The following is a 13,521-nucleotide window of genomic DNA, read 5'->3' on the forward strand; positions in this document are numbered from 1 at the left end:
GCGGCCTCGCCTCAGTGGGCGTTCTCCGTCGGGCGCAGGCTCTTGGGGACCTTCGCCCAGGTGAGCGCCGCGGCCACCAGCGGCAGCGCGGCCGCCATCAGGAACGTCGGCGTCATCCCGGAGGTGAACGCGTCGGAGGCCCGCGTCAGCAGGGCGCTCCCGGCCGGTCCTGTGAGCTCGGAGGCCACCCGCGCCGCCTCGCCGATCGAGTCGCTGACGGCGGCCGTGGTGTCGGCGGGGAGGCCGAGGTCGGGCAGGTTCACGCGGTACAGCGCGGTGGCGACACTGCCGAGGATCGCCACGCCCATCGCCGCGCCGAGCTCGTAACAGGTCTCCTCGACGGCCGCGGCGCCGCTGACGTCCTCGGCCGGGGTGGCGGCCATCAGCGTCACGGACGCCGCTGTCGTCGCGACGCCGACGCCGCAACCGAGCACCGCGAGCGCCACGGCGACCTCGCCGTAACCGAGCGGCCCGGACAGCTGCAGCAGCCACGGCAGGGCGAGCCCCGCCGTCATCACCACCAGGCCGCCGCCCATGACGTGCCGGATCGGCAGCCGGTGCATCAGAGCGGGCGTGATGAGCGAGGTGAGGACCAGGCCCAGCGGCGCGGGCAGCAGCCGGATGCCCGCCTCCAGCGGGGTGTAGCCCTGCCCGTACTGGAACCACTGGGTGATCAGGAACAGCGCCGAGCCCAGCGCGATCATGCCGAGGAAGATCGAGGCGGCGGCGATGGCGAAGGGCCGGGACGCGAAGAGGCGTACCCGCAGCAGCGGGTGGTCGAGGCGCAGCTGGCGGCGGACGAAGACCGTGAGCGTCACGGCGGCGAGCACGAGGAGCGCCCAGGCCACCGGGTCGGCGGGGCCGCCCTTGCCGAGCTGCTTGATGCCGCCCGCGAGGGCGAGCATGCCGACGACGGACTGGCCGACGCCCCACCAGTCCCAGCGGCCCGCACGGGGCTGGTGGGACTCGGGCAGGATCCACAGGCCGAGCGCGATGATCACCAGCGCGACCGGGATGTTGATCAGGAAGGCGGAGTGCCAGCCGTCGTGCTGGACCAGCAGGCCGCCGACGACCGGGCCGAGCGCCATGCCGCCGCCGAAGACGGCGGACCACACGGCGTAGGCGAGGGCGCGCTCGCGGGCGTCGGTGAAGACCCGCCGCAGGATCGACAGGGTGGCCGGCATGATCGCCGCGCCGCCCGCGCCGAGCAGCGCGCGGGCGGCGATGACCTGCCAGGGCGCGGTCGCGAAGACGGCGAGCAGGGAGGCCAGCGCGAAGACGCCGAAGCCGATCAGGAGCAGCCGCTTGCGGCCCCACCGGTCGCCGAGCGCGCCCGCGGTCACGAGGAGACCGGAGAGCACCAGGGCGTAGCTGTCGATGATCCACAGCTGCTGCACGGAGCTGGGCCGCAGATCGGCGACCAGGGACGGGAAGGCGACGTTCAGGATCGTGGTGTCCATGGCGATCAGCAGGAGGCTGCCGGAGAGGATCGCGAGGACGGCCCAGCGCCGTGGATCACGTTGCGGGGTCATGTGGTGTAACACCTCAATTTCGAATGAGACATTAATGTCTCACATGAAACGTAAAGGTGTCTACTGGAGTCCCTCTGTCCTCCCCGGTCACCCCACGCGCTGGAGTGCCTCCGGTGTGAGGTCCGCGAGACTCGGGTAGCCGTCGACGGCCATCAGCAGATCGGCCTCGGCGAGGAGCGAGCGCAGGACGTGGGTGACGCCGTCCGCCCCGCCGATCCCGAGGCCGTACGCGTACGGGCGGCCGACGCCGACGGCGGTGGCGCCCAGCGCGACGGCCTTCACGATGTCCGCGCCGCCGCGTACCCCCGAGTCGAAGAGCACGGGCAGCCCGTCGGCGGCCTCGACGACCGCCGGGAGCACGTCGAGCGCGGGCAGCCCGCCGTTGGCCTGGCGGCCGCCGTGGTTGGAGCAGTAGATGCCGTCCACGCCGCCGTCCCTGGCCCGCCGCACGTCCTCGGGGTGGCACAGCCCCTTCACGATCAGCGGCAGCGACGTCAGCGACCGCAGCCACGGCAGGTCGTCCCAGGTCAGCGGATTGCCGAAGACCTGCACCCACTTGAGGACCGCGGACTGCACGTCCTGTTCGGGCGCGGCGGGCAGTTGGGCGCGGAAGACCGGGTCGCTCGTGTAGTTGGCCAGGCAGTGGCCGCGCAGCTGCGGGAAGTTGGCCGTGCTCAGGTCGCGGGGGCGCCAGCCCGTGATCCAGGTGTCCAGGGTGACGACGATCGCCTTGAACCCGGACTTCTCCGCCCTGCGCACCAGGCTCTCGGCGAGCGCCCGGTCGGTCGGCGTGTACAGCTGGAAGAAGCCGGGCGTCCCGCCGAGCTCGGCGGCGACCGACTCCATCGGGTCGGCGGACAAGGTGGACGCGATCATGGGAACACCGGTCCGCGCGGCGGCCCGCGCGGTCGCCAGGTCCCCGTGGCCGTCCTGCGCGCAGATGCCGAGGACCCCGATGGGCGCCATGAACAGGGGCGAGGGCAGCCTCATGCCGAACAGGTCGACGGACAGGTCGCGTTGCGAGGCCCCGACGAACATGCGCGGTATCAGCCCCCAGCGCTCGAACGCGGTGACGTTGGCACGCTGCGTGAGCTCGTCTCCCGCGCCGCCGGCGACGTAGGAGACGACGGAGGGCGCCATCGCGGCCTGCGCGCGCGACTCCAACTCGTCGTACGACATGGGGTAAGCGGGGACGACACCGCGCAGCCCGTCGAGGTAGATCTCGTCCTGGTAGTCCTTGAAGGGGCGGGGCGTCGGGTTCATGGAGGTCGCCTTTCCCGGCGTGGAGCGGCGTGGAGCAAGGGCGGCCCAGTGTCGTTCGATGTTGACGTCAGGGTCAATGACGGCGAGGGAAGGGGCTTCGGGCGGATTGGCGATCAGTCTGCGAGGGCATCACCGTGGGGCAGGACCGTCGCGCACCTGATGCCGCGACCCCGGTGGCGACGTTGATCGCGGGTGGACGCCGGTTCGTCTTCTGGGAGGGGAGTGAGCTGCCATGCGTGCGCACCAGCGCGCCCATCGGCCCACGGAACGGGTGGAGTACGCGCTGCCGCCGGGGCCCGCGTCGGCGGGCCGGGCACGGAGGCTGGCCTCCACGTTCCTCGTCGGCACCCGGCGCCGCAAGACCGAGGTGGCCGCCGAGCGCGTGGACGACGCCACGCTGGTCGTCTCCGAGCTCGTGTCCAACGCCGTGCGGTACGCGGACGGCGGCTGCCGCCTGAGCGTCGAGGTCACCGGCAACCGGGTGACCGTCCAGGTCACCGACGCGAGCCCGGAGCGTCCACGCTTCCAGCAGCCGAGCGTCGACCGGGAGGGCGGCCGAGGCCTCGCGATGGTGCGGGAACTCGCCCACCGCCTGGAGGTCGTGGGGGCCCACCGGGGCGGCAAGACGGTGCGGGCCGTACTGGTCTGATGCCGCCGCGCGCCCCCGCCCGGGCGTGACGGCACCGGACTTCAGGAGATCTCCAGCGCGCCTCGTCCTGTCGTGACCACGGTGGCGACGGCCACGTTCATCACGCGTGCCACGTTCTCCACGATGCCGGTCGCCGCGCCCGGATCCACCCGGACGTCGAACTCGCCCGTACTCGTCACTCTCACCTCGGGCAGCTCCAGGGTGTTGGCGGGCAGTCGCCAGCGCTCCGCCAACGGCCGGATGAGATGCTCCAGTTCGGGGGCGATCCCGTTCTGCCGGTCGGCGATCACCTGCTTCGGCCGCAGGTCCGCGGGGTCCCGCACTCGGCGGGCCCGTACGCCTGACGCCCGGCGGGCCGGTCCTCCCGAGAAACTCCGTTGCGAGCGGGCTCCCCGGCGCCGGACAGTGGGGCCATGACCACCTCCCTCGTACCGCCCCCCGGCCTGGCCGTGCGCCCGGCGACGCTCGGCGACGCGGCGGCGGTGTGCGCGCTCCTGAACGAGGTCGACCTGCTGGAGATCGGCCGCGCCGACACCGAACTGTCCGCCGTCGAGGGCGACTTGAACCACCCCGAGGTGGACCTGGAGCGCGACTCCTGGCTGCTGTTCGACGGCGATCTGCTCGTCGGGTACGGGCTGCTGTGGGACGAGTCCGCGGGCGAGCGCGTCGACATCGACCACTACGTCCTGCCCGGCCGCCCCGAGGGGTCCCTGCACCTGCTGGAGCTGATGGAGGCCCGCGCGGGCGAGCGCGCCGCCGCCAACGGCGCGACCCGCGCGGTGGTGCACCTCCACCTGACCACCGAGCCCACCACGGACCCCGCGGCGCTGCGCGCGCGGGGCTGGCGCACCGTACGCCGCTACAACGTGATGACCCGTCGGCTCCGGCCGGAAGGCGACCGGATGCCCGTGCCGCCTCCCGGCGTGACCCTGCGCCCCTGCCTGGCGGACGAGGACCGCCGACGCGCCCACGCCCTGTTGCAGGAGACCTTCCAGGACCACTTCGACCACCAGCCCCGCACCTACGCGCAGTGGCTGGGCGACATCGACGCCGCACGCGTCGACTGGTCACTGATGTGGGTCGCCCACCTCGACGGGGTGGGCGACGCGGCCGTCCTGCACACCCACGACAACCGCCCGTCGATGGGCTGGATCACCAGCATCGGAGTCCTGGCCGCGGCCCGCGGCCGCGGCCTCGGCAGCCACCTCCTGCGCCACGCCTTCGGGCACTACGCGGCGCTGGGCCGCGACCGGATCGGCCTGGGCGTGGACACCGACAACAGCAGCGGCGCACTGTCCCTGTACGAACGGCACGGCATGACGCTCGACCACGCCGTCGACACCTGGGAGCTGATACGTCCTGTCTGAGGCCTGGTCTTCCGAGGCCTGGTCTCAGGCCTACTGCGGCACGTTCAGGACGAAGTCGAAGACCGCCTCCTTGGCGTTGCCGACGGAGCGCACGTTCATGAGGAGCCGGGCGTCGAAGATCGGGTCCGTGTTGTTGCGCGGCTCGCCGGGGAAGTACAGCTGCGTGGTGAGGATCGGGCGGCCCGGTGCCTGCACCTTGACGTGCAGGTGGCGGGTGCGTCCGGGGTAGAGGCCCGGCACGATCGTGGTGAGCTTGAACGCGCCGTTGGCGTCGGTGAACTGGTGCCCGCGGAAGCGGTATCCCGTGTTGTCGTACGTGCCGTAGGCGTCCGCCTGCCAGAAGTCCAGCAGGGTCCTGGCTATGGGCTTGCAGCCGAGCCCGAAGACGTAGCCGGAGACGGAGAGCCGCACGCCCGGGGTGCCGGGCTGGACGAGCGAGGTGCGCTGCGGGGAGTTGGGCTTGAAGTACGGGCCCTCCATCTGCGGGATCGTCGGGTCGTCGCCGTCGTCACAGGTCGGCGTCGCCTCCAGCGCCTCGCCGCGCTCGTGAGCGGTCCGCGCCAGGGCGGGCACGCCCATGAGGCTCACGGGCACGGCCATGCCCATCGCGGCGGCGGCCCGCAGGACCGTCTTGCGGCTGGGGCCTCTGCTGCCGTTGACCGGGCCGGGGGTGCCGGCCTCTTCGGGGGCGCCGTCGGCTGCGCCTGGGGTGCCGATCTCGTGGTCCATCGCTCCTCCTGAGCTGAAAGGGGTGGGCGGGTTCCGGATCGGCTATGAAGCTATGCGGGGGAGGAGGGTCCGGCGATGGACTCCAGCCGGTGGTCGTGGTGAATATCGCCGCCGCCGCGACGGAAGCTCCCCGGACTCGCGCCCGTCTCCCGGCGGAAGAAGCGGCAGAAGTAGGCCGGGTCGCCGAACCCGACCCGGTCGGCGACCTGACGTACCGACAACTCCGTGCGCAGCAGGAGCCGTTTGGCCTCGTGCACGCGGGTCTGGCGGATCAGTTCGCCGGGGGTGCGTCCGGTCGACGCCTTCACCGCCTCGCTGAGATAGCTCACCGAGACGCCGAGCCGTTCCGCGCACGAGCGCACCGACTGCAAGGCGCCTTCGGAGGAGCCGAGCAGCGTCACGAACTCCTCGGTCACCGAGACGGGGCGGGAGCGCGGGGGCGCGACCGGCGCGTCCGCGTGGGGCGGCGCGAGCGGCACGGCCGCCGCTCGGGGCGCGGGGAGCCGGGCCGCCCGCACCACGAGGACGTGCAGCAGGGCCCGCAGGACGCTCTGGAACCCGTGGGCCCCCGCGCGGTACTCGCCGTCGAGGTCGGCGACGAGGCGCGTGGTCCACCGTGCGGCGTCCTCGGGCAGGTCGAGCCAGGAGCGCCGGGCGAGCGTCCGCAGGACGTACCGGTCGGCGGGGTGGTCCACGAGGAAGTCGTCGGTGAAGAGGATGACCTGGCCCTCCAGGCCGGTGACGTTCTCCCACTGGTGGACCTGGCCGGGCGCGATGAAGCACAGGTTCGGCGGCCGCAGCGTGAAGCGGCTCAGGTCGACGACGTGCCCGCCGGTGCCGCCGGTGACGTGGACGATCTCGTGGAAGGTGTGCCGGTGCGGGAAGGACGCGCGCGACATGGGGCCGATGGTGTCGAACGTGCCGATGGCGAACGGCAGGGTGTTGGGCATCGGCACCTGCAGCCGGTGGGTCGGCATGCCGTCCTCGCCCGGCTCTCCGCTGTTTCCCTCACCCGGCAGAACCGTTGTGCCGCGCATGCGCAGTGCTCCTCATCCGCCGAAGGTTGGTCCGGACCATTCGGTTCCCCACCCTGGCATGCGGGGCCCGGACGGACAGGACCGTGATTGCGCCGAAACCACGGGCTCGCCCGCAGGGACTCACCAGGGGCCGGCCGGTCTCTCCCCTTCCGTGACGCCGTAGCGGCGCACGGACCGTGCCGCCGCGCGGTCGCCGCTGTCGTCGTAGTGTGCCGCGAGCAGTTCGGGCGCGCCCGGCGCCCCGCTGTCGACCGCCTGGTACAGCAGCGACCGGACGGCGGCGCGGTCCTCGGCCCGCAGGCGGGCGAGGCCGAGCAGGGCCCGGCCGTCGCCGCACTCCCGGGCGCGTTCGTACGCGGCCTCGGCGGCGGCGCGCAGACCTCGCCCCTCGCACAGCTCGCCCGCCCTGAGCAGCGCGGGCGTGCTGGACACGGCAGACAGGGTCCGGCCGAACTCCGCGTCGGCGCCCGTCCGCGCGTACGCGGCCAGCAAGTTGCCTACGGTCCGGGGCACTTGGGCGTCCCCGGCGGACCAGTCGGCCTCGACGGCTTCGATCACCCCGGCCGGATTCCCCGCTTCCCACAGCGCGTCGGCGAGCTCGCGCAACGCCTGACCGTGCCCCGCGCGGGCCATCCCCTTGGCGAGGTCGAGCGCCTCGGCCGTACACCCTTCGCGCAGCAGACGGCGTACGAGGAAGAGGCCGGTCCCCGCGTCGCCGTGCTCGGCGGCGAGCAGGGCCTGGGCGCGGGCGGCGGCGTGCTCCCCGGCGTCGGCGTACTGGTCGGGAAGGCGGCGGAGGTCCGTGACGTGTCCCTCGGCGAGCGCCTCCGCGATGGCCTGATCCCTGCGGGCCGGGTCCTTGGCGTCGTGCCACAGGCTCGCCAGATCGCCCCGGGCCGCGTGTTCGCCGAGTGCGACGGCGCGTCCGTAGGCGGCCGCAGCCTCCTCGGGGAGGTCCTGCTCGGCGTAGTAGTCGCCGAGCGCCCGCCAGACGTCGCCGTCGTCGGTCGCGGTGGCCTCGGCGAGGGCTTCCGTCCTGCGGGTGGCATCCCCCACGTCGTCGGCGACGTGGGCGAGCAGCACCCAGCCGACGGGCCATCCGCCGTCGATCGCCTTCCGCGCGGCCTCGGCCGCCGCCCGGTGATTCCCGGCCGCCGAGAACCGGGCCCCGGCCGCCAGCGACCACCACTCCCATCCGGGGCACGTGCCGAGCGCCAGCAGGGCGCGCGCCGAACCGGCCGTGTCGCCCGCCTCCTCGCGCCGGTCGGCCAGGCGCTTGAGGGTCTTCCCGTACCGGTGCTCGATCGCCGCGCGGCGCCCGGCGGCCTCGGCCCCGCGCGCGTCGCCCGCCTCCTCGCGCAGGTCCGTCAGGTACTCGTACGCGAGCGCCGAGCCGAGTCGCTCCGGTTCCGAGAGCAGACCGATCGCCTCGGCTGTCCGGCCCTCGGCCTCCAGCCGCTTCGCCTCGGCGACGAGCGCCCCGGAGTCTCCCTCGGCCGCGAGACGGCGGGCCAACGGCAGCCCCCGCGCGCTCTGCCCGTAGGCGCCGAGCTTGTCCGCGAAGTGCTCCAACTGCCAGTTCCGCAGGCCTTCCGCGGTGCGCAGGGCCCGCTCGACGTCGCCGTGTTCGAGAAGGGCCACGCACAGATCGCAGCGCGCCTGCTCGTCGTCGTCCACTGTGTCGACCACCTTCTGGAGCCAGTCGATGGACCGCGCCAACTCGCCGTCCGCGCGCAGCAGTCGCGCCAGTTCCAGTGCGGGACGCTCGTGGCCGAGGTCCAGCGCCCGCTGCGCCGCGGCGGCCGCCGCGGCCGCGTGACCGGCGCGCTGGTGGAGGCCGGTCAGCAGGCTGTACGCGCGCACGGACGGGCCCGCGTCGAGGGCCTGCCGGGCCAGCCGGGCGCTGCCGCGGTACCGGGCGCGGGAACGGGCCGCCTCCGCCAGGTCCAGCAGGTGGTGCGGCGCGGGGAGGTGCCGGACGGCCGCCTCCCACCAGCCCTCCGGCGGACAGGTCAGCGAGCGGCTCAGGGAGATCCGCTGGTCCAGGTAGTCGGCGAGCTGGTAGGTCGGTCCGGCCCCCGGTGCCCCAGGAGGGGCGGCGCCCAGCGTCGTCAGCGGCCCGGGGACGCCCCGGCACGGCGCTCCGGCGTCGCCGAGCGCGCGCGGGAACCACGTGTCGCGCCAGTCGGGGCCCTGCATGCGCAGGTACGACTCGGGCAGCAGCGCCCGCGCAGCCTCGGCCAGGAACGGTGCCGTGACGTCCTGGACGCGGCCGAGGCGCGCGGCGTCCACGGCCGCGTCGACCAGGGCGCGGGTCTCCGGGACGCCCCGGTAGCGGGCGACGAGCTCGCGGCCGCCCGCCAGGTACTGGGTGGCCTGGGCCCGGTCGGCGCCGAAGGCCTCGGCGAGCCGCGGGTCGCTCCGCACGGCCGCCGCGACATCGGCCTCGGCCGCGCTGCGGAAACAGGTGTCGGTCAGGGGGATCTCGCGGTCCTTGAGGAGCTGGGCGGCCGGGGTGTCGGGGGAGCCGGTCAGCTCCTTGTGCCGTTCGGGCCAGAGGGTGCCGAGAATCAGCACGGGCCCGCGGTCGGGGGACCCGAGCAGTTCCTGCAGGGCGCGGGCCGCCGGGTCCGTCGCCGAGGGGGTCAGATAGCGCTGCGTCTCGTTCAGCCACAGCACGGTGCGAGGGGTGGCGGGCCGTGCGGCGAGCCCGGCGACGAGGTCGTCCGCGCTCGGGGGATGCCACAGCCGCCACTCGGGGCCGAGGAGGGACAGTGCCTCGAAGCAGGCCCGGGTCTTGCCCGTCGACGAGCCGCCGACGAGTACGGCGAGTCTGCTGCGGCCCGCGGCCGCCTCGGCGGCGACGGCGCGCAGCACGCGGTCGTGCTCGCGCGTGACGTACGGCGGCTGCGGCGCGAGGTCGGTGTGCGGCGCGTCCGCGTCGATGGCCCGGTGCACGCCGAGGGCCGTCGCGTCCCGGTCCACGTCGCGGATCGCCGCCGAGGGCGGGGAGCCGGGCGCACCGGGCGGCGGATCGGTGCCGGTGTCGGCGGTCCTGAGGATGAGGCGGCGCAGCGACACGTACGTCTGGTGCTCGGACGAGTCCGGGCGGGCGATGGACGAGTGACCGCCGTCCAGGCTGGTGGCATCGGGGAACACGCTCTGCGCGGAGGCGGCCGTGACGATGTTGTCGGTGGTGCCCGCGTACACGGAGAAGGGGATGGGGCAGGTGCGGTCGGTGACCTCACGGGCGTTGACGATGTCGCGCAGCACGATGCGCTGGGTGTACTTGATCTGCGGTACCAGTGGCCGCAGTTGGCGTTCCTGGGGATGGTGCGGGCCGAGGAAGGCGCGGCGCAGCGACATGAGGATCTCGGAGCCGTCGTTGGGGCAGGCGAGGAGGACGATCCGGCCGATGCGCGCGAGGTCCCTGCCGCGTCCGTCGGTGAGCATCCGGGTCAGGTAGCGCTGCACGATCAGGCCGCCCTGGCTGTGGGCGACCACCATCAGGCGGGGCAACTCCTCGGTACGGGTGTCGATGTACTCCCGCAGGCTGTCGGCGGCGATGTCGAACGAGGGGAACGTCCGGGTGGGGGTGAAGCGCCGCAGGCCGGTGGCGTACCGGAAGGGGAGTGTCTGCACGAAGTCCAACTCGGGGTCGTCCGCGATGAGTTGGCGCAGGGGGTCCCACATGGCCGGGCTCGACCGGATTCCGTGCACCAGCACCACGCCCAGTCGACGTTCGCTCAAAGCAACCTCCGGTGTGACGGCCGAGGCCGTCGATTATCCGGCAGGTGTTCGGCAGGAACATGCCTTCCTGAAAGTGTCCCGGTGGGTCATGTGTCCCATTGGGACACTTTGAGGAGTACAGTCGAAGCATGAGCAACGGACAGGGCCGCCGGACCCGCAAGGTCCAGGAGAGCCGGGAGACCATGGCGAACGCCGCCGTGGACCTGGTCCTCGCCCACGGCCTCGACCAGGTCACCGTCGAGACGATCAGCGACCGCGCCGACGTCTCCCGCCGCACCTTCTCCCGGTACTTCACCGGCAAGGAGGACGCCGTGGTCGACGCCCTGCGCGCCGACTACGCACGGATCAACGCGGCGCTCGCCGCCCGGCCCGCGGGGGAGGGCCCGCTCACGGCCTACTACCGCGCCCTGCGGAGCTGGCTGGACCACGAACCGACCGCCTGGCACCGGCTGCCCCGCTCGGGCGACCTGCTGCGCCTGCTCCACGCGGAGCCGTCGCTGCTGCCCGCCTATCTGCGGGTCCAGGACGAGGCCGAGACCGAGTCGGTGGCGATCGTCGCGCACCGCCTCGGCCTCGACGCCGAGCGCGATCTGCGCCCGGCGCTCGCCGTCTCACTGGCGGTCGGCGCGTTCGGCACCGCCGTGCGGTTCTGGATCGCGCCCGGCGGGCACGCCCCGCTGCCGGAGCTCATCGACGCGGCGTTCGCGGCCCTGGCCGACGAGCCCGCACCCCGTACCACCACCACGTGAAACCAGGCACAGCCATGAGCGCAAACACCACAGGCAACACCTCCACCGGCACCTCCATGTCCACTACCTCCGCGGCGACGGAGTTCGCCGGGAAGACCGCCTTCGTCACCGGCGCCGCGTCCGGCATCGGCCTCGCGGTGGCGCGTCGCCTCGCCGCGGCCGGAGCGGCCGTAGTCGTCGCCGATCACAACGAAGAGGGCGCGCGGGACGTCGCCCGGGAGCTCGCCGGGACCGGCGGCCGGGCCGCGGCCGTACGGGTCGACGTCACCGACCCCGACTCCGTGCGCGACGCCGTCGAGTACGCGGTCGCGACCTTCGGCGGACTCCAGCTGGCCGTCAACAACGCCGGGATCGCCGGGGCCTCCGCCCCCACCGGCGAGTACACGGTCGAGGACTGGCAGCGCGTGATCGACACCAACCTCAACGGCGTCTTCTACTCCCTGCGCCACGAGCTGCCGCACCTGCTCGCCGCGGGCGGGGGCGCGGTCGTCAACATGTCCTCGATCCTCGGCACCAACGGCTTCGCGGGCTCCGCCGCGTACTCCGCCGCCAAGCACGCCGTCGTCGGCCTGACCAAGACCGCCGCCGTGGAGTACGCGGCCCGGGGCGTCCGCGTGAACGCCGTCGCCCCCGGCTTCATCGACACGCCGCTGCTCAGGGGCGACGAGAACCAGCGCGAGCAGCTGATCGCGCTCCACCCCCAGGGCCGCCTGGGCACCGCCGAGGAGGTCGCCGACCTCACGCTGTTCCTGCTCTCGGACCGCGCTTCGTTCATCAACGGCAGCTACCACCTGGTCGACGGCGGCTACGCGGCCCGCTGAGGAAAGCCGAAGAAGCGGGAAGAGCGGTCCGCGAAGAGGCAAGAAGAGAGAGGCACACACAAGATGTCAGGACAAGAAATCACCGGCCTGCCCGCCGAGATGAGGGCCGTCCAGTACCGCAGCGTCGGCACGGCCCCCGAAGTCGTCACGGTCCCGCGCCCCGCACCGGGCCCCGGCCAGGTGCTCCTTAAGGTCACCGCCGCCGGGGTCTGTCACTCCGACATCGCCGTGATGAGCGGCCCCGCCGAGTCCCTGGGCTTCCCGCTGCCGCTGACCCTCGGCCACGAGGGGGCCGGAACGGTCGCGGCCCTCGGCGAGGGCGTCACCGGGCTCGCGCTCGGCGACTCCGTGGCGGTGTACGGGCCGTGGGGCTGCGGCAGCTGTCTGATGTGCGCGCAGGGCAAGGAGAACTACTGCACGCGCGCCGCCGAGCTGGGCATCCGTCCGCCCGGACTCGGGGCGCCCGGCGCCATCGCCGAGTACATGATCGTGGACGACCCGCGCCACCTCGTGCCGCTGGACGGCCTCGACCCGGTGACCGCCGTGCCGCTCACCGACGCGGGTCTCACCCCGTACCACGCGATCAGGACCTCGCTGCCCAAGCTGACCCCCGGCAGCACGGCCGTGGTCATCGGCACCGGCGGCCTGGGGCACGTCGCCATCCAGCTGCTGCGCGCGCTGACCCCGGCCCGCGTGATCGCCCTGGACGTCACCGAGGAGAAGCTGCGCCTCGCCCGTGAGGTCGGCGCCCACGAGGCCGTCCTGTCGGACGCGGCGGCGGCCGACCGGGTCCGTGAGCTGACCGGCGGCCTCGGCGCGCAGGCGGTGTTCGACTTCGTCGGGGCGCCGCCCACCGCCGCGACGGCGATCGCGTGCGCCGCGGTGGAGAGCGACGTCAGCATCGTCGGCATCGGTGGCGGCGCCGTCGCCGTCGGCTTCGGAACGACCCCCTACGACACCGCGGTCCGCTCCCCGTACTGGGGCAGCAGGGCCGAACTGATCGAGGTCCTCGACCTGGCCCGGTCCGGCGTGATCGACGTCCACGTGGAGACGTACGCGCTGGAGGACGCCCCCACGGCGTACGCGCACCTGCACGAGGGCCGCGTCAACGGCCGCGCGGTCATCCTGCCCAACGGCTGAGCCGCCCCGCCTCCCGAGAAGCCCTCCAGCCCTACCGATGCCGAAGGCGGCCCCGCGAAAGGCCGCGCACTCCGGACTGTTGCGGCAGGCTGGGAGCAGGATGGAGGCAAAGCGTAGTCGTCATGGAACAGGGTGATCATCGATGCATGAAACCCCCGAGCATCCAGGGCTCCGTCGGGTGATGACGCAACTGCTCGTCGTCCTGCTCGTCCTCTACCTCGTGTGGTTCGTCATCTCATACCTCGCAGGCGGCTCGCTCGGGGCATCACTGACCGCGCCACTCATGCTCCTGGCGCCCGGAGCTGGGATTGCGGTCATCCGCTACAAGCAGTTCAAGCAGCGTTAGTTGGAGCGGTGGACCGAGCGCGTCGTCATCGCTCAGGCGCAGCGAAGGTGGCGGCCGCCCTCGGGTAGTCAGCGCTCTGCTGGCTCGCCATCAGGCGCACGAGGTGAAGATCATCCGATGCCCGATCGTGATCCACCG

At 73.2% G+C, this 13,521-nt stretch carries 11 protein-coding genes and 1 pseudogene; 6 read left to right on the forward strand and 6 right to left on the reverse strand.

Annotated elements, in window-relative coordinates; all coding sequences use genetic code 11:
• Positions 1-11: 11 nt before the first annotated feature.
• Both ACZ69I_RS11465 and ACZ69I_RS11470 read right to left on the reverse strand, forming a co-directional pair.
• Positions 12-1,532: an MFS transporter gene (locus ACZ69I_RS11465; protein WP_470831707.1), complete on the reverse strand. Its 1,521-nt coding sequence runs from the start codon at positions 1,530-1,532 to the stop codon at positions 12-14.
• A gap of 87 nt (positions 1,533-1,619) precedes the next feature.
• Positions 1,620-2,795, reverse strand: a complete 1,176-nt coding sequence (locus tag ACZ69I_RS11470) for an alpha-hydroxy-acid oxidizing protein (RefSeq protein ID WP_470831708.1) — start codon at positions 2,793-2,795, stop codon at positions 1,620-1,622.
• A 232-nt stretch (positions 2,796-3,027) separates the two neighbouring features.
• Here ACZ69I_RS11470 and ACZ69I_RS11475 point away from each other — a divergent pair, with 232 nt between their 5' ends.
• Positions 3,028-3,444, forward strand: coding sequence for an ATP-binding protein (locus ACZ69I_RS11475; protein WP_467675971.1), 417 nt, complete (start codon positions 3,028-3,030; stop codon positions 3,442-3,444).
• A 41-nt stretch (positions 3,445-3,485) separates the two neighbouring features.
• Here ACZ69I_RS11475 and ACZ69I_RS11480 read toward each other — a convergent pair whose 3' ends face one another.
• On the reverse strand, positions 3,486-3,767 hold the full coding sequence (locus tag ACZ69I_RS11480; protein ID WP_470831709.1) for a hypothetical protein: 282 nt from the start codon (positions 3,765-3,767) through the stop codon (positions 3,486-3,488).
• A 90-nt stretch (positions 3,768-3,857) separates the two neighbouring features.
• On the opposite strand from ACZ69I_RS11480, the gene ACZ69I_RS11485 reads away from it, so the two are divergent.
• Positions 3,858-4,811 (forward strand): GNAT family N-acetyltransferase, encoded by a 954-nt coding sequence (locus tag ACZ69I_RS11485; RefSeq protein ID WP_470831711.1) that lies wholly within the window; start codon positions 3,858-3,860, stop codon positions 4,809-4,811.
• Positions 4,812-4,844: 33 nt separating this feature from the next.
• Here ACZ69I_RS11485 and ACZ69I_RS11490 read toward each other — a convergent pair.
• The 3 genes and pseudogenes from ACZ69I_RS11490 to ACZ69I_RS11500 all read right to left on the reverse strand — a co-directional run.
• A pseudogene (locus ACZ69I_RS11490) lies at positions 4,845-5,540 on the reverse strand (dioxygenase family protein); the annotation flags it as partial.
• Between the two features lie 50 nt (positions 5,541-5,590).
• Entirely contained in the window at positions 5,591-6,577 is a 987-nt protein-coding gene (locus tag ACZ69I_RS11495; protein WP_467675967.1) for a helix-turn-helix transcriptional regulator, read from the reverse strand.
• Positions 6,578-6,697: 120 nt separating this feature from the next.
• Complete coding sequence (locus tag ACZ69I_RS11500) at positions 6,698-10,327, reverse strand: alpha/beta hydrolase (RefSeq protein WP_470831712.1); 3,630 nt, start codon at positions 10,325-10,327, stop codon at positions 6,698-6,700.
• A 128-nt stretch (positions 10,328-10,455) separates the two neighbouring features.
• Here ACZ69I_RS11500 and ACZ69I_RS11505 point away from each other — a divergent pair, with 128 nt between their 5' ends.
• The 4 genes from ACZ69I_RS11505 to ACZ69I_RS11520 all read left to right on the forward strand — a co-directional run bounded on the left by ACZ69I_RS11505 (position 10,456) and on the right by ACZ69I_RS11520 (position 13,383).
• Positions 10,456-11,076: an acyl-CoA-like ligand-binding transcription factor gene (locus ACZ69I_RS11505; protein ID WP_470831714.1), complete on the forward strand. Its 621-nt coding sequence runs from the start codon at positions 10,456-10,458 to the stop codon at positions 11,074-11,076.
• A 56-nt stretch (positions 11,077-11,132) separates the two neighbouring features.
• Positions 11,133-11,897: an SDR family NAD(P)-dependent oxidoreductase gene (locus ACZ69I_RS11510; RefSeq protein ID WP_470831716.1), complete on the forward strand. Its 765-nt coding sequence runs from the start codon at positions 11,133-11,135 to the stop codon at positions 11,895-11,897.
• A 99-nt stretch (positions 11,898-11,996) separates the two neighbouring features.
• A complete protein-coding gene (locus ACZ69I_RS11515) occupies positions 11,997-13,037 on the forward strand; it encodes an NAD(P)-dependent alcohol dehydrogenase (protein ID WP_467676443.1) in 1,041 nt (346 codons plus the stop codon).
• Positions 13,038-13,218: 181 nt separating this feature from the next.
• The gene (locus tag ACZ69I_RS11520; protein WP_470831717.1) at positions 13,219-13,383 is read left to right on the forward strand and encodes a hypothetical protein; all 165 of its coding nucleotides are present in this window, start codon (positions 13,219-13,221) and stop codon (positions 13,381-13,383) included.
• The last annotated feature ends 138 nt before the right edge of the window (positions 13,384-13,521 follow it).

This window comes from Streptomyces sp. NPDC036815 (assembly GCF_055609205.1).

What these genes read in the sequence shown, in the direction of transcription:
- ACZ69I_RS11485 (WP_470831711.1), top strand. Translation starts at nt 3,858, where the DNA reads ATGACCACCTCCCTCGTACCGCCCCCCGGCCTGGCCGTGCGCCCGGCG.
- ACZ69I_RS11495 (WP_467675967.1), bottom strand. Translation starts at nt 6,577, where the DNA reads ATGCGCGGCACAACGGTTCTGCCGGGTGAGGGAAACAGCGGAGAGCCG.
- ACZ69I_RS11515 (WP_467676443.1), top strand. Translation starts at nt 11,997, where the DNA reads ATGAGGGCCGTCCAGTACCGCAGCGTCGGCACGGCCCCCGAAGTCGTC.
- ACZ69I_RS11510 (WP_470831716.1), top strand. Translation starts at nt 11,133, where the DNA reads ATGTCCACTACCTCCGCGGCGACGGAGTTCGCCGGGAAGACCGCCTTC.
- ACZ69I_RS11505 (WP_470831714.1), top strand. Translation starts at nt 10,456, where the DNA reads ATGAGCAACGGACAGGGCCGCCGGACCCGCAAGGTCCAGGAGAGCCGG.
- ACZ69I_RS11520 (WP_470831717.1), top strand. Translation starts at nt 13,219, where the DNA reads ATGACGCAACTGCTCGTCGTCCTGCTCGTCCTCTACCTCGTGTGGTTC.
- ACZ69I_RS11465 (WP_470831707.1), bottom strand. Translation starts at nt 1,532, where the DNA reads ATGACCCCGCAACGTGATCCACGGCGCTGGGCCGTCCTCGCGATCCTC.
- ACZ69I_RS11475 (WP_467675971.1), top strand. Translation starts at nt 3,028, where the DNA reads ATGCGTGCGCACCAGCGCGCCCATCGGCCCACGGAACGGGTGGAGTAC.
- ACZ69I_RS11470 (WP_470831708.1), bottom strand. Translation starts at nt 2,795, where the DNA reads ATGAACCCGACGCCCCGCCCCTTCAAGGACTACCAGGACGAGATCTAC.